Raw genomic sequence first — 21,852 nt, 5'->3', positions numbered from 1 at the left:
TTGCCATGGCTATTGACGGCGAAGAGTTTGATGATGACGAGTTAGAAGGCGGCGCAGGTGCGGCTGGAGCACTTCCACCGGCGGGTAATTATGATCCGGCTCTTACTGCGAATCTTTCAGGTACGCAGAAAGCAGCCATCCTTTTGATTGCCTTAGGACCGGAAAAATCATCAGCAATTTTTAAACATCTTAAGGAAGATGAAATAGAGGAGCTTACTCTTGAAATCGCTAACACGAGAAGTGTAACACCACAGATCAAGGAAGCGGTTATAGAGGAGTTCTACGGTATCTGCCTCGCTCAGCAGTATATTGCTGAGGGTGGTATTAACTATGCAAAGGAACTTCTGGAGAAGGCCCTTGGTGAAGATAAGGCGATGGATGTTATCAGTAAGCTGACAGCATCTCTTCAGGTTAAGCCCTTCGAGTTTATTCGTAAGGCTGATCCTTCACAGCTTCTTACCTTCATTCAGGACGAGCATCCTCAGACCATTGCCCTTGTTATGTCCTATATGTCCTCAGCTCAGAGTGCCATGATTCTTGGTGCGCTGCCTCCTGAGAGACAGGCTGATGTTGCTAGACGTATCGCAACCATGGACCGTACAAGTCCTGATACCATCAAGGAAGTAGAGCGAGTACTTGAATCAAAACTCTCATCACTGGTTAACCAGGATTACACTGTTGTCGGTGGTGTAGATGCTGTTGTTGAAATCCTCAATGCGGTTGACCGTGCGACAGAAAAGCACATCATGGAAACTTTGGAAATCGAGCAGCCTGAGCTTGCTGATGAGATCCGTAAGAAGATGTTCGTATTCGAGGATATCCTTCTTCTGGACGACCGTGCTATTCAGCGAGTGCTGCGTGACGTTGATAATGCAGATCTTGGTCTTGCATGTAAGGGATCTACCGAACAGGTACAGACTGCTATCTTCAACAACCTGTCTAAGCGTCTTGCTCAGATGATCAAGGAGGATATGGACTTCATGGGACCTGTTCGTATGAAGGATGTTGAGGAAGCACAGCAGAAGATCGTTAATGTTATTCGTAAGCTTGAGGATGCCGGTGAGATTGTAATCTCTAGAGGCGGAGGTGATGACCTGGTTGTCTAATCAATCTAATTTGCTTAAGTTCGGTTGGTATCAGGTTGATGAAAATGACAAACATATCATAGATAACAACGAACTTGCACAGAAAAAGATAGAGAAATATCAGGCTGAAGAAGCCAAAAGAAGGGAGGCATTGGAGAAAGGTGAACCAGTGCCTGCTTTTGGTGGTTTCGAAGAAGGCCTTGGTTTTGAACAGATAAATGCCTATGACGATGGCCAGAACATTATCGGTAATACCAATTTTGGCGATCCGGGTGAGCTTGGTGAATTTCAGGATGGATTTCCTGGAATGGACAATTCCTACGGAAACGGCTTTGATAATGGAGAAGGCGGCTTTAATGATGGCTCTTTCGATGAAGGCTCCTATGGTGAAGGCGAGATAAATGGTTTCGGTGAAAACCAGATGGTGAACAATCCTGAGTTCCAGAACGAAGGTTTTGAAAATCAGGGCATGCAGATGTCCGAAGAGGATATGGATCTTGGAATGGAGATGGAGGAGCCGCCGGCTCCCGAACCGGAGGAAGTTCCCCAGATCAACCTCGAAGAGATTCAGGCTCAGATAGATGAACAGATCAGAATGGCAGAGGAAGAAGCTAAGCAGATAGTTGATGATGCCAATTCCCAGGCCGAGCAGATAAAGAATCAGGCCATGGAGGAAGGTAGAAATGCCGGATATCAGGAAGGAATTCAGCAGGCCTCGGAAGAGATAGAGAGAATGAAGGCTGAGGCTGAGGCTGAGATCGAAGAAGAGCGTGCAAAGCAGCAGGCGGATTTCCAACAGCTTGTTGCCAGTATTGAGCCTGATATGGTCGATACCTTAACACAGATTTACGAGCATATTTTTAATGTTGAGTTTAGGGAAAATAAAGACATTGTTCTTCATCTGATCAGGACTACACTTGGCAAGATGGAGAATGGAACAGATATTATCCTTCACATTTCTTCAGATGATTACGATCTGGTGTCGGATGAGAAGCCAAACCTTGAAGAAGCAATGGCTTCACCCAATTCAACACTGGAGATCATCGAGGACCCTACTCTGAAGGAGAATGAATGTATCATTGAATCAGAAGGCGGTATATTTGACTGCTCCCTTGGTATTGAACTTGCTGAAGTATCAAGGAAACTGAAGCTTTTAGCATTTGATAGGAATAAGCGCTGATGGCAAATGGATTTATTGATTATTCAAAGTACAAAAGGCTGTCAAATCAGATGTTTTACAGAGTAAGAGGTAAGGTCGTTAATGTAGTTGGTCTTACCATTGAATCTGCAGGCCCTGAAGCTAAGATGGGCGACATCTGCTATATCTACTCGAAGAAAAAGGATGGCGAGACAGCAGGCAGACCCTCAGGACGTGGAACTATGGCTGAGGTTGTTGGCTTTAAGGATAACCATGTGCTTCTTATGCCCTATGAAAATATCAGTGGTATAGGAAACGGAAGTATTGTTGAGAATACCGATTCACCTCTTCGTGTAAATGTAGGTGAGGGACTTCTTGGCAAAACTCTGGACGGGCTTGGTAGGATTGACGGTACAAACTACGGCAAAGGAACCATGCTTGAAAACGGAATAGCTTATTCTGTTGAGAACCAGCCTCCGGATCCTATGACAAGAGACCCGATATCAGATGTGTTATCCCTTGGAGTTAAGGCTGTTGACGGACTTCTGACAGTCGGTAAGGGACAGCGAATCGGAATCTTTGCAGGTTCAGGTGTTGGCAAGTCTACACTAATGGGCATGTTTGCAAGAAATACCAACGCTGATATTAACGTCATCGCTCTTATCGGAGAGCGAGGCAGGGAGGTGCGTGAATTCATAGAGCGTGACCTTGGACCTGAAGGTATGGAGAGGTCTATCGTTGTGGTTGCAACCTCTGATAAGCCTGCTTTGGAGAGACTTAAGGCTGCAAAGACAGCCACATCAATTGCTGAATATTTCCGTGATAAGGGAAAAGACGTCCTTCTAATGATGGACTCCCTCACACGTTTTTCAATGGCGCAGCGAGAAATCGGACTTGCCAGTGGTGAGCCACCTGTATCAAGAGGATATCCGCCAAGTGTTTATGCGGAGATGCCAAAGCTCCTTGAGCGTGCAGGGAAATCGAGAAAAGGTTCCATTACAGGACTGTATACGGTTCTTGTAGATGGTGATGATTTTAATGAGCCTATAACGGATACCGCCAGAGGTATTCTTGACGGACATATTGTACTTAACAGAAAGCTTGCACAGAAGAACCACTATCCTGCGATAGATGTTCTGGCAAGTATTTCAAGATGTATGAGCGCCATAGCTCCACCGGAGCAGAAGAAGGCTGCAGGTAAGCTTAAGAACGTTCTTGCGACCTATTCGGATGCCGAGGATCTGATAAATATCGGAGCTTACAAAAGTGGTGCCAACAAAGCTATCGACTACGCTGTATCGAAAATAGATGCGGTTAATGAGTTCCTTATGCAGGAAACCGATGAGAAGTTCACCTATGAGGAAGTTGTGGCGAAGCTTGAAAGCATGTTTAAGGATTAATATATGGCAAGATTCAATTATCGCCTTCAGGGCGTTCTTAACCTCAGAATGCAGCAGGAGGAACAGGTAAAAATGGAGTTTGCCGAAGCCTCCAAGGCACTTAATGATCAGATAGACATTCTTAATGAGTACATTAGCACCCGTGACGAATTTATCCGCGAGGGTTATGAGCTCAGGAATGCCAGTCTGATGGATGTTCGTAAGATCACCGACAACAATTACTACCAGAGACAGATGGATGTTATCATCAAGGATCAGGAGGTAAAGGTCGATTCGTACAGAGCCAAGTTTGAGGTCGCCAGAATGAAGCTCGCAAGAGCCGTTCAGGAGAGAAAGATGCAGGAGAGGCTTAAAGAAAAAGCCTTTGAGCAATTTATAGAGGAAGAGAAAGAGGCGGAAGCCAAGGAAGTAGATGAAAGAACCAGCTTCACGTATACACAGCGTGCAAGAGAGGATGAATAATGGCAGAAAAGGAAGCTAAGGAGAAAAAAGAGTCTTCGGTACTCCCTAAACCACTCGACCCCGATAAAGAGGCGAGAAAAAAGATAAAAGAGGACAGGAAAGCCTTAAGAGCAGAGCTCAAGGAACAGAGGAAGCAGGCTAAGCTTCGCGAAGCAGAGCTTGCTGAGAGAACTGCTGAGCTTAACGGCGATGATGGTGGCGGAATAGCAACACTTGTTGTTACTTTTTTCATTATAGTCATTTGGCTTATCATCATGGGACTGCTGATAAAGCTCGACGTAGGAGGCTTTGGTTCGAATGTCCTTGCACCGATAATCGGAGATATACCGGGTATTCAGGGGATTCTTCCCGAAGGAAGCTACACACCTGTTGCCCAGAAAAAATATGAAGAGCAGCAGACCACGGTGAATCCTGTGGACGAGCAGCTGGCAAACAGCCTTGACGAGGCTAATCTTTATATAAAAAGACTGGAGAATGAACTGAGAAAGGAAATGGAGGAAAACTCATCTCTTCAGGAGGAAAATGAAAAGCTCCAGACTGAAGTTTCAAGACTTCAGCCCTTTGAAGAGGAACAGGCAAAGCTTGAAGAACAGAAGGAAGACTTTTATAAAAACGTGGTCTACGCTGATAATGCACCTTCACCTGAGGAATTTAAAAAATACTATGAGATGATAGAGCCTGATATAGCAGCTGAGATATATGCTCAGATTATTCAGGGCGAATCAGATGATCTTGAGCTTGAGCAGTACGTAAAGGCGTACTCATCCATGAAGCCCAAGGAAGCAGCAGCGATATTTGATGCCATGATCGAGAATGACACCGGAGATGCAGTACGACTTATCTCAAGAATCCTTGGCAAGATGAGTGCTGAAAACCGCGGAGCGATCCTGGACAAGATGAACGAGGAATACGCAGGAAGAGTTACAGACTACATGGAGCCCTCTACACATAAGGCTACGGTCTCAGGTGTTGGAAACTAATTTTTATAAATTTTTAATATTTTTCGGCCATGTGGGTTAAGTTTTGACACACATGGCCGATATACTTTGTGTAGAACTATGGGTAGAGTGTACCCGTAAGTAACAAAGAAAGGAGGAAAAGGATTTGATTACTAACGCGATTCCGGGTATTAACAATTTAGATTTCTTTGCTAATACCATGCAGTCAAAAGGAATTGCTGCTACAAAGGAGCAGACTACAGATTTTCAGAAAGCCCTTAGTAACGCAAATACTCAGAAGCAGACTGCGTCAATTTCGCTTAGCGTATCCAAAACTCTCACAACAACCGGAGCTGCTGAAAACACAGTTGCTGCAGCTTATGAACAGACACAGAATGTGAAAAATGCAGACGACGGAACGGTGAGAGAAGTAACAACCGCTAAGACAGATGACACAGAAGCTACAGCAGCAAAAGCATCTGAGACAAAGGTAGCTACTGAAGGAAACGAGACTGAAAATGTAGCCGCTTCTGAACTCACGGAAGAAACAAATGAAGTCCAGGAGGCTCTGGCACAGATCAATGAAAATCCTGAAGGTGAAGCTGCAGCTGCTGAAGTGCTCGATGAAGCACTTTCAGAGCTTGAAGAGGCACTGCTTGAAAGCAGTAGAGACCTGATGCAGCAGCTCGCTGATGAGATGGGCGTTGATATCGAAGATATCGAGAATGCCATGGCAACACTGGGACTTACAAATGTAGCAATACTTGATCCTACTAACATGACTCAGATAGTTGCACAGATAACGGGAGCCGATGATGTGATGGCGATCGTTACCAACGCAGATGTTTATCTGAATGTCCAGAACATGCAGGATGCGGTAGATACTACAAGACATAACCTAATGGAAGAATTCAGTCTTTCTGAGGAAGGTCTTAGTTCAGCATTAGAGAATTTTAACGAAGAACTTGAGCAGAGAGCCGGAGAGAGAGTCATTCAGACTGAAGAGAGTCCGGTAATTGTTGAGCAGCATGCAAATCCTGTTGTTAATGAGCAGGCTATCATTTCATCCGAGGCAGTAAGACTTGATCTGAACGGTGAAGGAACAGTTAAAGAGGTTACTACAACACCTGAGACTCAGGCAGAACCCCAGGTTACTGAAGAGCCTAAGTTCCAGATCGAGATAAATGCAGAGCAGCAGCCTAAGGAAGAAAACAAGCACGATGAACCCCAGCAGGAAGCACCTGACGGTTCTCAGTACAATCACATTATGAACCAGATATCCTCATCTCTTTCAGAGGTAGTGGAAACGGAAAGCTATGGGCAGATGGCTAGGACGAACGCACAGGATATCATGGATCAGATTACTGAATACATCAAGATGAGCGTAAAGCCTGATACCACAACAATGGAATTACAGCTTCATCCCGCAAGCCTCGGCAGCGTCAATGTAATTGTCGAAGCAGCTAAGGATGGAAACATTGTTGCAAAGTTCCTTACTCAGAATGAGGATGTCAGAGCGGCAATCGAGAGCCAGCTTCAGCAGCTTCAGGAAAAACTGAACGAGCAGGGAGTTAAGGTTACAGCGGTAGAGGTTACTGTTAATGCAGGAGCTTTTGACCAGGCACTTAACGACAGCCAGAGTCAGAAGGAAGATGATCAGGATGCTCAGGAATCCATCAGAAAGCCCATGAGAAGAATCAGACTTGAGGATATCTCAATGGATGAGCTTGATGAGATCGATGAAGCTGATCAGCTCACAGCTGAGATGATGGCAATTAATGGTAATTCAGTAGATTTCTCCGCTTGATAACTTTTCGGAGGTACCAATATGAGCGTTAATGCAGTAGTTGAAAATGGTAAGATTCTTGATACCAAAGCTCAGGCTGAAGAAGCGAAAAAGAACGCGGCTGCAGCTAATCAGGGATATGACAAGAATGCCTTCATGAATATTCTGTGTGCTCAGATGAAGTATCAGGATCCTTTGGAGCCTACATCAAACACCGAGTACATAAATCAGTATGCGACCTTTACCCAGGTTGAGCAGCTGTCAAACATGGCAGAAGCCTTCACTATGTCGAGAGCATCTGATCTTGTAGGAAAAACTGTAATAGTTACTGATGAGAATGGCACTCAGGTACAGGGCAAGGTTGACTATGTTACCTATAAGAGCGGAGAAGCCTATCTGAATATCGATGGCAAGGATTACAAGATGGAAGATGTCAGCTCAGTTGCCGACAGTCATTTTGTAGAAATCCACAATCAGGCGGATGACCTTGCTGAGATGATGGATAAGTTCCCTGCATATGAGAACATGGTTTACACAGATGCCCAGAAGGTTTATGAGGCATACAGTTTTTATAAGAATATGGATTCTGATGCAGTTGCACTTCTGGATAAGAAGGATATCGATACTCTTGAAAAATATTACAAGAGAGCAGTAGAGCTGGTACAGGAAGCAACCAAGAATCAGGAAGAGTACGAAGCAAAGAAAAAGGCAGAAGAAGAGGCTAAGGCAGCAAAGCTGACAGAAGACCAGGATGAAGGAACCGACACAGAAGCGGCAGAAATAGAGTCAGCAGAGTAACAGAACATCTAAGGAGCCAGTATTTAATTATAAAAATTATAAAAAATTGTAAAAAGGTCTTATGTTTATGAGACCTCTGCCGAAATATAAAGCGGTAGAGCAATTAGTGGCTTAGTGTTTTGTATAAAGAAAGGAGTAAGCCGTGAGAATAGATAATAGCGGATTCCTTTCAATTGAACAGGTTCAGAACCAGTACTTAGGTCAGGGCGAGAAGATCAGAGGCGGAGCCGGCGTTCAGAATTCTGATTTCGGTAAAATCCTCTCTCAGATCGAGCAGAACAGAGAAGGCGTGAAGTTTTCAAAGCACGCTTCCAACAGACTTAGTGACCGTAACATTGAGCTTACACAGGATCAGATGGACCGCCTGAACAATGCAAGAAATCAGGCCAATGCGAAAGGGATAAATGAATCTCTCATCCTGGTAGATCAGCTAGCCTTCATCGTAAATGTAAAGACGAGCACAGTAGTGACCGCGATGGATAGTCAGGAAACTGGCAGCAACATTTTCACCAATATAGACGGAGCGGTAATCGCATAAGTTCTATATCACGAGAAGAATGAATTGAAGAAATTTGACCGGACCGAGGGCGGTGCGCATACCGCCCACAAGCCAGCCGGAAGTGGCAGGTGTCTAAGGAGGTCACGAATTCCCGAATGCCAGAAGGAATTCAAATTTACGTTTCCTTTCTTTTCATTCCCAATCGGAAAATAGAATATGTGTGCCGTCCCCCAGTACATTAGGAGGACATGCCTTATGATGAGATCACTTTTTTCTGGTGTAGCAGGACTTAAGACCCACCAGGTCAAGATGGATGTTATCGGTAATAACATCGCGAACGTTAACACCACATCCTTCAAGTCACAGTCTATTACCTTTAGTGATTTGATGTATCAGACCACACAGCGTGCATCCAGAGCTACCGAGACAACCGGTGGTATAAATGCCCGTCAGATCGGTCTTGGTGCAAAATCAGGCGCGATTGCTACAGCAATCACTCAGCAGGGCGCAACGGAAACAACAAACAATCCGTTCGATATGCGAATTACCGGTGACGCTTTCTTCGTAGTAAATAATGGTAACCAGACAATGTTCACAAGAGATGGTTCCTTCTACGTAGACGGCGCGGGAAACCTCGCAATGCAGTCAACAGGTTACTTCGTATATGGCTGGACAGCAGCAGAAGATCCTGAGACAGGTGCCATCACCGTTAATACAAACGGCGGTATCGGCAAGCTTCAGATCATGAGCGCTGAGAACATGACCTATCCTCCGGAAGGAACAACAGAAGGTCTTGTAAGCGGTAACATCGATGCGCACGATACAAATATCACAAGCGACAATGGTAAGACAGTAACTCTCGAATTCTACGATAATCTTGGATATCTTTACACAGCAAAATTCGCAGTTCGCGATGTTGATGATCTTGAACATACATACACAATGACTCTCGAGGACATCCTCGATTCAAAGGGAAATACAATCGGGGCACAGAAGCTCAGCCATGTTACATTCACAGATCTTGATAATGATGAGCAGACCTATGGTATCCGTGATTCCTGGACAAAGACAGTTACAACAGTTAACTACACAGCAACAGTTGGTGCAAAGAATGCATCCTTTAAGGATTCTTCTGGAGCAACAGCTTATTCAGGTATTCCTGTAAGCGGATCAATTTCATCACTGGTTGATAAGGCTCCTCAGCTTCTTAGAAACGTATATAATCTTTCAGTTGGTGTATCCGGTGATAATTCAGTAGCATCAACAGATTATTACACAATAAATTCTGATGGATCATTAAGTGTTTATCCTGTAACATCATCAGATAAGGCTTCTTCAAGCCTTGGAACTTTCTATAAGAACAGCTCTACAGATACAACTGTTACTTACGGAACCTATGAAAACTCAACATATGCTACACTTCCCAGAACGCTTGACATGCCAAATGCAGATGTTCTTGATGATAAGCAGAAGGAAGTTATGAAAGAAATGTTCAATCTCGATATTGACAGTCTTGAGTTTGATCCGGGAAAAATTGATTATTCATATGCTTTATCTTCAGATGGTGTAAGCTATGTAACTCTTAATAAGAATGTATACACAAATGAAGTAAAGGATCTGGCTTCAACTTACAGGGTTATTAAGACAACAGATTCAACAATTACTTTTAATAATACTGAGACAGATACAAATATTGAAGTTCCTAAGAGTGGCAGTGCACTTACTGATGATATAAGAAATGCTTATGGCCTGACAACCGGTAAGTATCCTACTTCAGATACATATTCTTATACGATATCAGAAAATGGCAAGTTGAATCTTACAATCAAGAAGACGTCTACAGGAACAACAACAGATTTGCCGGATAAGACGGCATCCTTTGTATCAGCAACAAATACTTTTAATGGCTATAATCTTCCTGCTTTAACTGGAGAATTGGTAGAAGGAACAACTCCGGAAGAAATGCTTACAGCGTTTGGAATTACATCAGAAAAGATACATGCTACGTCAGGAAATAATACTTATAGATATTTCTATACAGTTACACCTAATGAAGCAGGAACAGAAGCAACAGTTTCCTTTACAAGAGAAACAACTACTACTTCTACACAGAATGACATAAATTACGCTTCTACATATAACTACACATCACTTGATACAGACAAAGCACTTTTCACAAATAAGAAGTCAGATATAAACAGTACGTTTGATAAAAAGGGTACATTGTCAAATATTGATGCAACATCAATAGATCTTCTTAAAGTATATGGAATGGGAGTAGAAGATATTCCATCATCCGAAGGAAATAATACATATACATATACTTACGAAATTGCCAATGATGGCAAGATGACAATTTACAAGACAACTACAACAAGATCAACTAACGAAGAGTATGCTAATCAGAATGGATATTCAGTTTATATGAATACAGGTGCAAACATTGTATTCAGAAATTATAAATCTGAAGTTGAGACAGCTATTCCCCTTACAGGAAATATTAACACACTTACAAACTCTCAGAAGAATGTACTTAAGGCTATATATAACTACACACCTGGTAATGATGATGTTACTTATAGCATAAGTGATGATGGATCTAAGCTTTCAGTTGGTACAAAGAATAACTCAGGTGTAAAGAGTTATGCGATTACACAGACAACAACTGAGACACAGCTCACATTCGAGATTGATGAGGATGAAACAACAGCAACCTACAGAAATGCAAGTGAAGAAGGAAAAGTAGTATACGACAAGATTCCGAGAACCGGCTATGTATCAGAGCTTTACGATGCAACACTTACAGCTGATTTCTTCCCGGACGTATACAACTACACACCTGATAAGCAGTCAGGCAACTATGAGAACCTTACATACCACATCCTCGATGACGGAACACTTCAGATTGTTAATAACTCAATCACAATGAAGTACAATGCTAAGACCGGTGCCATCGAGCAGCCTACAGAGAAGATCATTCTTAACTTTGACCAGGATGCACTCATTGATGGACAGCCTAAGATGGCAGGCTTTACAGATGTAAACATCGACCTTTCACCTACAACCAACTACAACACAATGGCAACCTCCACAATCGGAGCAGTTAAGGGTGATAAGCAGAGTCTTAAGACCGGTCGTGCAGTTGGTGAGATGAACGGTGTCACAATCGGTAAGGACGGAACAATCTACGCAACATATTCAAATGGACAGACAAAGCTCCTCGGCCAGATCGCAACAGCAGAATTTGCTAACGCATCAGGTCTTGAGAAAAACGGTGACAACCTCTACACCCAGACCCTTAACTCCGGCGAAGCTACAATCCAGGATGTAACAACAGACGGTGGCTACATCACAACCGGTGTTCTGGAAATGTCAAACGTAGACCTTTCAAGTGAGTTCACCAGCATGATCACAACTCAGCGTGGATTCCAGGCTAACAGCCGTATTATCACAGTTTCAGATACACTCCTTGAGGAGCTGACCAATCTGAAGAGATAACTTCGGTAGCATAATTTCATAATGATGTATGGCACTTATCGAGGGGGAGAAGTGCAGAATACATATAAAGGGCGCTCGGTTGAGCGCCCTTTGAATTAAAGTATTATTGAATGTTTCTTTATAACGGACCATATTTAGATTCGTATGCTGCAATTTTTGCATCTTTTTCAGCAATAGCAGAACCCATTTCTGCAATAATAGCTTCTTTCTCTGCGATGATAACGGCAGCTTTTGCGTTGGCTTCATCTATGCCATCCTGGCGAACGTTCTGTAAATGAAGTTCTTCGTTATATTCAAATACACTCATTTCTTGTACCTCCGCACGATGCTTCATAAGGAAGTCTTCTATTATTCCTTCGGCAATGCATTCATCAATTGCCTTTTCGACAGCATCTTCTATTACCATTATCTTAGCATATGTCCTGATTTTTGCAACGAAGACGGCATAATCATTGAGGGCTTTGCAGGCATGTAAAATATCGGGATTATGATTCGCGTTAATATTGATAACTGTGACTAATAGTTCCAGTTCAGGAGTCTGAAGAACCTTTTCATATTGATCTGAAAGTCTATAAGTTACTTTGTCCTCATTCATATCAGTTCCATTGTAGAAAACTACGAATCTTGGAGCTGGGATTTTTATAACCTGTTTCTTATAGAGATCATCTCGGACTATCATTCTGGATATTATTTTTGTTACATAGATAAGAAATCTAAGGGGCATATTTCCACATTCCGTGCTCTGATGCTCGTAAAGATTTAACTCAAATCCGAAGATGAAAGAGATGTCATTCTTCATCTTCATGTAGACACCTTCTTCAAGGGTGTTGATTTCTAAATCATCTGTGTTTTCATAATTAGTGCCATTGACTGCGTTGTATAAGGATAAGAGTTCTTCCTTGCTATTGAAAAGCATCCTAAAAACGGAATCCTTATACTTTCTGTTTACTGTTAACGTGTTACTCAATTTTTCCTCCTTGTTGGTTTATATTTATCAGAAAACCATACAAGGTTTAGAAATATAAATAAGAAATTAATTAGTGCTTTGAAAAAATGCTATATATGAAAAATAAATGGAAAATATGGGAGAGTCTCCCAGGAAAACCCGTATGGCTTTCTGACAAGAGATCATATTAAGGCGTTATTGCCACATTGTCAAGTTGTAATATGATAATGGTTCAAAAAGCTATGAAAACACCGTTAATATAAAAAACACAGCTAAGCAAAAAATACCCGGCCCAAAAGTACTCCCAAAAAAATACTCTAAAGAAAAAAATAAGCAAAACAAGAAGAAAATGAAATAAAATTACACCAAACCTCCAATAATAATGAAATAAAATTTCACCACACCTCAAAACAACCTCCTAAAAATCACCCAATATCTAAAATTCAAATAAACAAACCCGAAAAATTCTTTAAATTAAAATTTCATAAGCCATTAAACACAAATCTCTCCAAAACGGTTTTAATAAATCACGAGATGTTGTATAATCAAAAATGAAGTATGCACAAGATGTAGCGTGTAAATTTATTTCATTAATCACATTAAAAACTGAAATAAAAATTCACAAGCTATGTTTTTGCGGAATTTTGTGCATCAAAATAATGAAAAACCATGATAAAATTGTGTTAATAAACCTAGAAGTGTAACTTTTGCTAAATTGGGCGGTGCATTTCTGCAATTTTATTTCAACGATTTCAGACGAGTGTCGGGGGAGATATCGTGATCGAAATTACCAGATTGGATGGCCGGATGATCCTGGTCAATGAGAATCTAATAGAGACAGTAGAATCTACTCCCGATACAGTCGTGATCATGGCAAATGGGCGGAAGTTCATTGTGCAGGAGTCACTTCCCGAGGTCATGAAGAGATGTAATGAGAGATGGGGCGTACAGACCGGAGCGCCACTTGTTTCATGTAGTGAAGAAGCGACTAAGGCTCGCATTCATGATGCTTTGCACTGATTGCAAGAGCATTTTGCTATAGTCTTTGATGAAGGGGGAAAACTAAGTGGATATTGCGTCATTACTTGGTGTTGTACTTTGTTTCATATTCATGATTCTTAGTATTGTGTTTGGTGCCGGAATTTCCGGTGTCCAATACTTCGTCGATGCGCCTTCTGCGATGATTACTTTCGGTGGAGCTTTCATGGCAGTTCTGGCTTCCAGAACCATGCCGAGTTTCATTAACGGACTTAAGTCATATACATTGATTTTTAAGATGCCGGCAGATGATACCAAGGCAGTAATCAAGCAGATTATCGACTTATCCAACACAGCCCGTAAGGAAGGACTTCTTGCACTTGAGGAGGCAGCCAGCAACATTGAGGATGCCTTCATGAAGAAGGGCGTCGGACTTATCGTAGATGGTACCGAGCCGGAGCTTGTTAAGGCTATTCTAGAGGCCGAGATTGATGCCATGTCTGAGAGACACAAGGAGAACTACACGTTCTTCGCTGATGTTGCAGGTATGGGACCCTCCTGGGGAATGATCGGAACACTGCTTGGACTGGTTCTGATGCTACAGAACATGTCAGATCCTTCATCAATCGGACCTTCCATGGCCGTTGCCCTCATTACAACATTCTACGGATCAGTTCTTGCGAACTGGTTCTGCTATCCTGCTGAGAATAAGCTGAAAGCAAGAGATAACGCAGAGTACACAATGAAAAGTATTATTATAGAAGGTTTACTTTCTATACAGGCGGGAGAGAACCCCCGAGTTACTGAAGAGAAGCTTAAATCATTCCTGTCACCTGCTAACAGAGCTGCTTATGAAGCTGAGAATGGTTCCGGTGATGGCGGCGGAGGAGAGTAATGGCTAAAAAACCAGAAGAAATAAAACCGGGTTTGCCTGCCTGGCAGGGAACTTTTGGTGATCTGATGAACCTGCTTCTGTGCTTCTTCGTTTTGCTGTTCTCCATGGCGACTATGGATGCTCAGAAGTTTGAAGAGGTTGCTGCATCATTCAGTTCTGCCTTTGGTATTTTCCAGGGTGGTGAGGCAGCCCTTGGTCAAGGTGCACTTGTTGGAGATGGTATTTCACAGCTGAATCAGCTGTCCAACTATATTATATCGATGGGTATATCCCAGTCCGGATCTCAGGAAGAGGAGGTTACCGATTCTTCAGGTGAGAACGCCAGTGAGAACGGTGGCGCCGGCATCAGTGAAGAAGGTGATACTTCGGGTATCATGCAGGGCCAGGGTGGTGAGTCCACAGGAGCTGAAGGTGATGCACAGGGTACCGGTACTGAGGGAGATGAGACTCAATCCGGATCTCAGAGTGATGCGGACAATAAGGGTGCTAATGCTGAGGAGACTCAGGAGGCTGCAGAAGCAGAGCAGCTTAAGGCATCGGAAGCACTTGCTGCCGAAGTAACAGAAGCGCTGGATGTTATGGATGTCTCCAATCAGATAGATGTTAATTTTACAAGCCAGTTTGTTCAGTTGACATTACAGGGTGCCATTCTTTTTGACACCGGTGATGCAACCTTGAAGGAAGGTGCAGGTACAATTCTTGATAAAGTAGGTACTGTCCTTGAGAGATATGCAGGCGGAACCATAGAAATCGAGGGTCATACGGATAATGTTCCGATGCACCGATCCTATGGCAAGATTACAAATAATGATGAGCTTAGTGATGCAAGAGCACTTTCCGTTTTTTACTACTTTATGGATAACACATCACTTGATCCGTCTAAGCTTAAGCATTCAGGAAGAGGAGAGTATGAGCCTGTAGCTGATAATTCCACCCCTGAGGGGCGTGCAAGGAACAGGCGAGTTGAGATAAGAATATACAATCCACTTAGTCCAATGTATTGATTATGAGGGAGATTACAAATGAAGAAAAACCTGCTTGCAATTATCATTTTGGCATTACTTTTAGTTAACACCGGTATGACAGGCTTCATGATGCTCACAGTCATGACTACCAACAATCAGGCGGTTGCGCTTATTGGAGATGTGGCTGCAGCGCTTCAGATTGAGGCTAACGGTGGTGAAAATGGTCAGGGATTTTCCGGATCAGCTTCCGGTAATGTAGATATTGCCAATGTTGTTCCTTACTCAATTGCAGATATGACAATTACTCTTAAAGAGGATGGCTCAGGCAAGTCTCATTACATGCTGACAACCATAGTTCTTTCCATGGATAAATCCAATGAGGATTACGCTACCTATGGTACAGAGGAATCAATGACAAGCTATCAGGATATGATCAAGTCCAAGATTACATCAGTAATCGGTTCTTATACACTTGATGAGATCAGGGCTCACGAGGATGAAGCCAAGGCTACACTTCTTGAGCAGATCCAGGAGCTTTTCGGATCAGGCTTTATATATGATGTAAACTTTTCCGGAACAGTTTATCAGTAAGTTATATTGGGGAGTATGAAAAGAGTTTATGAGTTGTTTTTTGTGTAAAAGTGAGGTGATCTACGCTTGAGTGAAGTATTATCACAGAATGAGATAGATAATCTACTCGCGGCTCTAAATACCGGCGAACTCGACGTGGATCAGATGTCTGCTGCGGACGAGAAAAAAGTCAAGGACTACGACTTTAAACGACCGGCGAAGTTCTCAAAGGAACACCTGAGAACCCTCGAGATGATCTATGAACATTATGGAAGACTGTTATCAACAACACTTCCTCTTTATCTTAGAAAAAACGTACAGGTTTCGGTTGCTAACTCCGAGACTGTAACATATTCGGAATTTAGTAATGCACTTAGTAACCCTGTAATTCTTGGAATTATAAATTTCTTACCACTGCAGGGAACCATTATTTTAGAGCTTCAGGCTAATATCGGATTTGCCTTTATAGACAGAATGCTTGGTGGCGAAGGCGAGGGACTAGATAAGACCAGACCGTTCACCGATATTGAGATGCCTCTAATAGAGAAGCTGATAACCATTTGCATGCAGCTTATGGTTGAACCGTGGGAGAACGTTCTTGCAATAAATCCTATCATGGAGAGGATTGAGACCAATCCTCAGTTCGCACAGGTTATTTCACCTACGGATATGATCGCCATCGTAACACTTAATATTAAGATTGGTGATGTAGAGGGACTTATGAATATCTGTCTTCCCTACTTCACACTAGAGAGTGTCATGGATAAACTGAATACCAAGTTCTGGTTTTCAACCATGCAGAAGCACGATGACGATACTTACGGAGAACATCTTGAGACACTTGTAAGACATGTGGATGTTCCTGTAAAAGCGATTTTAGGAAAATGCAACGTATCAGTCAGCGATTTTGTTCAGCTCCAGAGGGGTGACATAATAAGACTGGAGAGTCAGGTAAATAGCGAGCTTCAGGTATATGTCGGTGATATATATAAATTCACGGCACTACCGGGAACCGCAAAAGATAAGTATGCCGTCAGAATAACGTCGGTAATTAGAGAGGAGGAAGAGTAGCAGCATGGATGGAATGCTTTCACAGGAAGAAATAAATGCACTGCTCGCCGGTATGGATTCGTCAGGAGGTGGCGACGCCGGTGGCGGAGATGCTGCGCCTGCAGATGGAGGTGGGGATACACCGGCTGCAGAAGCTCCCTCAGGTGGTGGCGGCTTTGTAGCAGGTGAGATCGATGAGAGCCTTTTGAATGACGTAGAGAAGGATGCGATAGGTGAAGTTGCCAACATCAGTATGGGTTCTTCAGCTACAACTCTGTATTCCCTTGTTAATCAGAAGGTTAATATCACTACGCCTCAGGTTGAGCTTGCTAACTGGAATACGGTTTTAAATAACTATGAGAAGCCCTGCGTATTTATTCAGATCAAGTACACAGTAGGTCTTGAGGGTACTAATATACTTATCCTCAAGGAGCGTGACGTTATGGTTATCACCGACCTTATGATGGGTGGTGACGGAACCAATACTGAGGGTGAGGTTGGTGAGCTGCAGCTTTCTGCTATTTCAGAGGCTATGAACCAGATGATGGGTGCGGCAGCTACATCACTTTCAACCATGATCGGTCAGAAGGTTGATATCAGCCCACCGGAAGCAACGCTTCTTGATATGATTGATGATGATCCCAGTGAGATTTCCGAGTTCCTTACAGGAACCTTCTGCCGTGTTACCTTTAAGCTGCAGATCGGTGAACTTGTGGATTCAACACTTATGCAGCTGTATCCCATAGACTTTGCTAAGAGCCTTAAGGATACTATTAGCACAGAGGCTCCTGCAGAGGAGGCAGCACCTGCGCCTGCTCCTGCAGCGGCTGCACCCGACATGGGAATGCCTGCTCCGGATCCTTCAGCTGCTGCAGGTATGCCCGGCATGGATCCTTCCATGATGCAGGGTATGCCACAGATGGGAATGCCTCAGATGGGTATGCCTCAGATGGGTATGCCAATGATGCCTATGGGTATGCCAATGATGCAGCCTCAGATGATGGGTGCCAATGTTCAGCCTGCTCAGTTCCAGAGCTTTGCAGGTGGCGGTCCTATGATGGCAGCCGGAGAGAACATCGGACTTATTAAGGACGTACCTCTTGAAGTTACTGTTGAGCTTGGTAGAACAGCCAAGGCAATTTCAGATATTCTTGATTTTGCACCCGGTACTATCATAGAGCTTGAGAAGGTTGCAGGTGAGCCTGTTGACGTTCTTGTAAATGGTAAGTTCGTTGCAAAGGGAGAGGTTGTAGTTATTGAAGAAAGCTTCGGTGTTCGTGTTACCGAAATAGTTCAATAAGTAACAATTGGAAGGTCGCGAAAATGATTGTTTCATCGATAGCGCAGCTTATTACTGTACTTATATTATTTATTCTGGTCCTGGCTGCGACCTATTATGTGACTAAGTGGATTGCCAGATATCAAAAAAACACGGGCTTTACTGCTAATATGGAAATAATGGAGACCTGCAGGCTCTCCACTACGAAGTATATGCAGATAGTAAGAGTTGTTAATAAATATCTGGTAATCGCTGTATGTAAGGACACCGTGACGGTACTTACGGAATTATCGGAGGATGAGTATGAGCCACCGGCTATCAAATCTCAGGATCCGGTAGAGTTTAGTAAAGAATTAGAGAAAGTCTTGGAGAAATTCAAGAAGAAGTAAGGTATGAAAAAGTTTAGGGGAGTAAAAGATTTAAAGCCATTATTTAAGATGGGCATTTCGTTGTTATGCCTTTCTTTTATTGTGGCTTTTTGTATTTTTAACAGTGGTGCGGTAACTGTTTCTGCGTCTACATCCTATATTGATGATACTCATCCCACTGATCCCACGGTGGACAGGGAGACGAATCTTACTGGAACGGACGGAGAGAGAACCAATCTTACCGAACCCGGTTCTGCAAAGGATGCGGATGATCTTCAGGAACTGAATATCGCCAATACCGTAACCGTCACCTATGACAATGGTAATGGTACGATAAACGGAGCTCTGAGAATTCTTATTACTTTGACTCTTATTGCTCTGGCACCGCTACTTCTGATAATGATGACCTGCTTTACCAGAATCATCATAGTGCTGCACTTTACAAGAGCTGCACTGGCGACCCAGACATCACCGCCTAACCAGGTACTTATGGGGCTGGCACTTTTTCTTACATTTTTCATAATGCAGCCCACATTAAAAGAGATAAATGAGACCGCTATTCAGCCCTTCGATAAGGGTGAGATAGAGCAGCAGGAGTTCTTTGATACTGCTATGATCCCGATAAGAAACTTCATGTATGGACAGACACAGACTAAGGATGTGCGTCTTTTCATGGAGATTGATGATCTTGAATGGGACGGCGAGCTTGACAGTATTCCTAATGCTGTCCTTATTCCCAGCTTCCTTATAAGTGAGCTGAGAACGGGCTTTATAATAGGCTTTTTGATATACATTCCATTTATTGTAATTGATATGGTAGTGGCGTCGGTACTTATGAGTATGGGTATGATGATGCTACCGCCGACGACTATATCGATGCCGTTTAAGATACTTCTGTTTGTGCTTGCAGACGGATGGAATCTGATAATAGGCAGTCTTGTTAAGACATTTTATTAGTAAAGGAGGGTAAGACATGACAGTAGATGACGTTACGGCTATCATGGCCACTGGCTTGTTCATGGTAATAAAAATAGCGGTTCCAATTTTGCTTGTATCGCTCATAGTTGGTCTGTCAGTATCTATTTTCCAGACTGTTACTTCTATTCAGGATCAGACACTTACCTTCGTGCCTAAGATTCTGGTTACCTTCCTTACACTTATTTTGCTTGGAAACTGGATGCTCACCGAAATGTCGAATTATGTTATTAAAATATGGTCTGACTTTTCGTTGTACATTCATTAGCGGAGGATGAAGATTTGATAGATTACACCTTCACCTACGGCGATCTTGAGATTTTCTTACTGATACTGGTTAGGGTGACAATGTTTGTTTATATTGCACCCTTTTTTAGTATGAGTAACACTCCGCATGTGGTGAGAATAGGTTTTTCGGTGCTTTTGTCTTTTTTGTTATATGGCTATGCACCTGTAAATACACTTGAATATGACACGGTACTTGGTTTTGCGGTTATTGTTTTGAAGGAGTTTTTTACAGGACTTCTTATTGGCTATTCGGCTCAGATATGTACACTTATAGCCAATATGGCGGGACAGATTTCGGATATGCAGGTTGGCCTTTCCATGGTGCAGATAATGAGCCCGAACTCCAAGGAAAATGTGGCAGTTTCGGCTGCGTTATACCAATACGCCTTCATGGGAATGATGCTTGTCAGCGGATTATACAGATATTTCATATCCGCGCTGACAGATTCCTTCAGACTTATACCTGTAAATGGAGCGATTTTTAACTCGGATAAGCTCCTTAATTCGATGATGAAATTCGTGTCCTACTATATGATTATCGGATTTAGAATATGTCTTCCGATTTTCATAGTTACATTTATTATGAACGTTATTCTTGGAATCCTTGCGAGAGTAGCGCCGCAGATGAACATGTTTGCTGTTGGTATGCAGCTAAAGCTTATTGTTGGTCTGTCAATGATGTACATTACAAGCGTACTTTTATATAACGCATCAGACTTTATTTTTACAAATATGCGTGAACTAATGACGGAGTTTATTAATGACCTTACGTGATGATCAGCTAAAACTAAATAGCGGACTCATTCTTGGGTACAACCTGCAGTTCTTTGCTGATGGTCCCGGTGGTGAGAAAACCGAGGAGCCTACAGCCAAGAAATTACAGGATGTAAGAAATGAAGGTCAGGTCGCAAAGAGTATTGAAATAGGCCATGCGGCAGGACTTATGTCGCTTTTTGTCCTTATAAGGGTCATGTATCCTTATATGGCTGATAATTTCACGGGCTTTTTCAGGAATGTATATACTCAGATACCCACTACAGCCAAGATGTATGATGGGGATGTGCCTTTTGCGGGACTCAGGATATCGGTTATGAATGCGCTTATAAGAATCCTTCTTACAGCGCTTCCTTTTCTTGCAGTATCGCTGATTGTGGCATTTATCTGCAATATTGTTCAGGTAAAATGGCATATCACCACAAAGCCCCTGCAGCCAAAGCTCAGTAAGCTCAATCCTATAAGCGGCTTTAAGAAGATTTTTTCAACCAGAAAGATTTTTGAGCTGATTAAATCTATTGCTAAGATAGCGATAATAGGTGTGGTTGTTTATACATATTTCCTTGGTTATACCGCGTCGGTCTTCACATTGTATGATATGCCCTTAAGGCAGGCTATAGGTCTTCTGGGTAATACTATAGTTAATCTTGGCATCAGAATAGCTGCGGTTTATTCGGTTATTGCCATTGCGGATTATGTTTATCAGAAGAGAAAGTTCCGCAAGGACAATATGATGACCAAACAAGAAGTAAAGGATGAGTATAAGAATACTGAAGGAGATCCTCAGATAAAAGGTCAGCAGCGTAGGCGTATGATGCAGGCTTCCCAGCGTCGTATGATGCAGGAGCTTCCCAAAGCAGACGTTGTCATCACCAACCCGACGCATTATGCTGTGGCTATCCGCTATGATGCAGATAAGTATGATGCCCCTATGGTTGTGGCCAAGGGTGAAGGCTATCTTGCTCAGCGTATCAAGGATGTAGCAAAAGAAAATGGCGTTGAGATAGTAGAGAATAAGCCTCTTGCCAGAATGCTTTATGCCAACGTGGACATAGGCGAGTTTGTACCGCCGGAGCTCTATCAGGCCGTTGCCGAGGTGCTTGCATTTGTATATCATCTTCAGGGAAAGGTTTAAAAGCTTGCCCTCCCGATATTATTAC

General features: G+C 42.8%; 21 protein-coding genes. 20 read left to right on the top strand and 1 reads right to left on the bottom strand.

The annotated features are described in order from the left end of the window. Positions 1-5: 5 nt before the first annotated feature. The 9 genes from fliG (at position 6) to G601_RS27255 (ending at position 11,604) form a co-directional block, all read left to right on the top strand. Positions 6-1,106 (top strand): flagellar motor switch protein FliG, encoded by a 1,101-nt coding sequence (gene fliG, locus G601_RS23815; RefSeq protein WP_081673574.1) that lies wholly within the window; start codon positions 6-8, stop codon positions 1,104-1,106. 10 nt (positions 1,107-1,116) lie between these two features. Continuing rightward, the gene (locus G601_RS0116625) at positions 1,117-2,265 is read left to right on the top strand and encodes a FliH/SctL family protein (protein WP_026666018.1); all 1,149 of its coding nucleotides are present in this window, start codon (positions 1,117-1,119) and stop codon (positions 2,263-2,265) included. Continuing rightward, positions 2,265-3,623, top strand: coding sequence for a flagellar protein export ATPase FliI (gene fliI, locus G601_RS0116620; protein WP_026490864.1), 1,359 nt, complete (start codon positions 2,265-2,267; stop codon positions 3,621-3,623). The genes G601_RS0116625 and fliI overlap by 1 nt, the downstream gene beginning before the upstream one ends. Positions 3,624-3,626: 3 nt before the next feature. Continuing rightward, positions 3,627-4,085 carry a flagellar export protein FliJ gene (gene fliJ, locus G601_RS0116615; RefSeq protein ID WP_026666017.1) on the top strand — a complete coding sequence of 153 codons (459 nt, stop codon included), beginning with the start codon at positions 3,627-3,629 and terminating at the stop codon, positions 4,083-4,085. After that, the gene (locus G601_RS23810) at positions 4,085-5,065 is read left to right on the top strand and encodes a hypothetical protein (RefSeq protein WP_051205964.1); all 981 of its coding nucleotides are present in this window, start codon (positions 4,085-4,087) and stop codon (positions 5,063-5,065) included. Before fliJ ends, G601_RS23810 begins: the two co-directional genes overlap by 1 nt. A gap of 124 nt (positions 5,066-5,189) precedes the next feature. Then, entirely contained in the window at positions 5,190-6,830 is a 1,641-nt protein-coding gene (locus tag G601_RS0116605) for a flagellar hook-length control protein FliK (RefSeq protein ID WP_026666016.1), read from the top strand. 21 nt (positions 6,831-6,851) lie between these two features. Beyond that, positions 6,852-7,607, top strand: a complete 756-nt coding sequence (locus G601_RS25325; RefSeq protein ID WP_051205962.1) for a flagellar hook capping FlgD N-terminal domain-containing protein — start codon at positions 6,852-6,854, stop codon at positions 7,605-7,607. A gap of 142 nt (positions 7,608-7,749) precedes the next feature. Further along, entirely contained in the window at positions 7,750-8,145 is a 396-nt protein-coding gene (locus tag G601_RS0116595; RefSeq protein WP_026490861.1) for a TIGR02530 family flagellar biosynthesis protein, read from the top strand. 216 nt (positions 8,146-8,361) lie between these two features. Next, positions 8,362-11,604, top strand: coding sequence for a flagellar hook-basal body complex protein (locus G601_RS27255; RefSeq protein ID WP_051205960.1), 3,243 nt, complete (start codon positions 8,362-8,364; stop codon positions 11,602-11,604). A 118-nt stretch (positions 11,605-11,722) separates the two neighbouring features. Here the strand turns inward: G601_RS27255 and G601_RS0116585 are convergent, their stop codons facing one another. After that, on the bottom strand, positions 11,723-12,571 hold the full coding sequence (locus G601_RS0116585) for a hypothetical protein (RefSeq protein WP_026666015.1): 849 nt from the start codon (positions 12,569-12,571) through the stop codon (positions 11,723-11,725). Positions 12,572-13,327: 756 nt separating this feature from the next. On the opposite strand from G601_RS0116585, the gene G601_RS23790 reads away from it, so the two are divergent. The 11 genes from G601_RS23790 to flhB all read left to right on the top strand — a co-directional run bounded on the left by G601_RS23790 (position 13,328) and on the right by flhB (position 21,827). After that, entirely contained in the window at positions 13,328-13,570 is a 243-nt protein-coding gene (locus G601_RS23790; RefSeq protein ID WP_035785292.1) for a flagellar FlbD family protein, read from the top strand. 46 nt (positions 13,571-13,616) lie between these two features. Next, positions 13,617-14,423 carry a motility protein A gene (locus tag G601_RS0116575; RefSeq protein ID WP_026490860.1) on the top strand — a complete coding sequence of 269 codons (807 nt, stop codon included), beginning with the start codon at positions 13,617-13,619 and terminating at the stop codon, positions 14,421-14,423. Then, a complete protein-coding gene (locus tag G601_RS0116570; RefSeq protein WP_026490859.1) occupies positions 14,423-15,427 on the top strand; it encodes an OmpA/MotB family protein in 1,005 nt (334 codons plus the stop codon). The genes G601_RS0116575 and G601_RS0116570 overlap by 1 nt, the downstream gene beginning before the upstream one ends. Positions 15,428-15,445: 18 nt before the next feature. Further along, positions 15,446-15,979: a flagellar basal body-associated FliL family protein gene (locus G601_RS0116565; protein ID WP_026490858.1), complete on the top strand. Its 534-nt coding sequence runs from the start codon at positions 15,446-15,448 to the stop codon at positions 15,977-15,979. Positions 15,980-16,045: 66 nt separating this feature from the next. Further along, a complete protein-coding gene (fliM, locus tag G601_RS0116560) occupies positions 16,046-17,029 on the top strand; it encodes a flagellar motor switch protein FliM (protein WP_026490857.1) in 984 nt (327 codons plus the stop codon). A 4-nt stretch (positions 17,030-17,033) separates the two neighbouring features. Then, positions 17,034-18,308 carry a flagellar motor switch phosphatase FliY gene (gene fliY, locus G601_RS0116555; RefSeq protein ID WP_026666014.1) on the top strand — a complete coding sequence of 425 codons (1,275 nt, stop codon included), beginning with the start codon at positions 17,034-17,036 and terminating at the stop codon, positions 18,306-18,308. 23 nt (positions 18,309-18,331) lie between these two features. Next, on the top strand, positions 18,332-18,676 hold the full coding sequence (locus tag G601_RS0116550) for a flagellar biosynthetic protein FliO (RefSeq protein WP_026490855.1): 345 nt from the start codon (positions 18,332-18,334) through the stop codon (positions 18,674-18,676). A 3-nt stretch (positions 18,677-18,679) separates the two neighbouring features. Beyond that, positions 18,680-19,612, top strand: a complete 933-nt coding sequence (gene fliP, locus G601_RS0116545; RefSeq protein WP_026490854.1) for a flagellar type III secretion system pore protein FliP — start codon at positions 18,680-18,682, stop codon at positions 19,610-19,612. Between the two features lie 16 nt (positions 19,613-19,628). Then, positions 19,629-19,898 carry a flagellar biosynthesis protein FliQ gene (fliQ, locus tag G601_RS0116540; protein WP_026666013.1) on the top strand — a complete coding sequence of 90 codons (270 nt, stop codon included), beginning with the start codon at positions 19,629-19,631 and terminating at the stop codon, positions 19,896-19,898. A 14-nt stretch (positions 19,899-19,912) separates the two neighbouring features. Continuing rightward, a complete protein-coding gene (locus G601_RS0116535) occupies positions 19,913-20,692 on the top strand; it encodes a flagellar biosynthetic protein FliR (RefSeq protein ID WP_026666012.1) in 780 nt (259 codons plus the stop codon). Further along, the gene (gene flhB, locus G601_RS0116530) at positions 20,679-21,827 is read left to right on the top strand and encodes a flagellar biosynthesis protein FlhB (RefSeq protein WP_035790847.1); all 1,149 of its coding nucleotides are present in this window, start codon (positions 20,679-20,681) and stop codon (positions 21,825-21,827) included. The genes G601_RS0116535 and flhB overlap by 14 nt, the downstream gene beginning before the upstream one ends. The last annotated feature ends 25 nt before the right edge of the window (positions 21,828-21,852 follow it).

The sequence above is a fragment of the Butyrivibrio sp. FC2001 genome (assembly GCF_000424125.1).
Taxonomy (GTDB): Bacteria; Bacillota; Clostridia; order Lachnospirales; family Lachnospiraceae; genus Butyrivibrio.
Note: the sequence above shows the minus strand (reverse complement) of the source record. Positions and strands in the feature narration are given on the sequence as shown.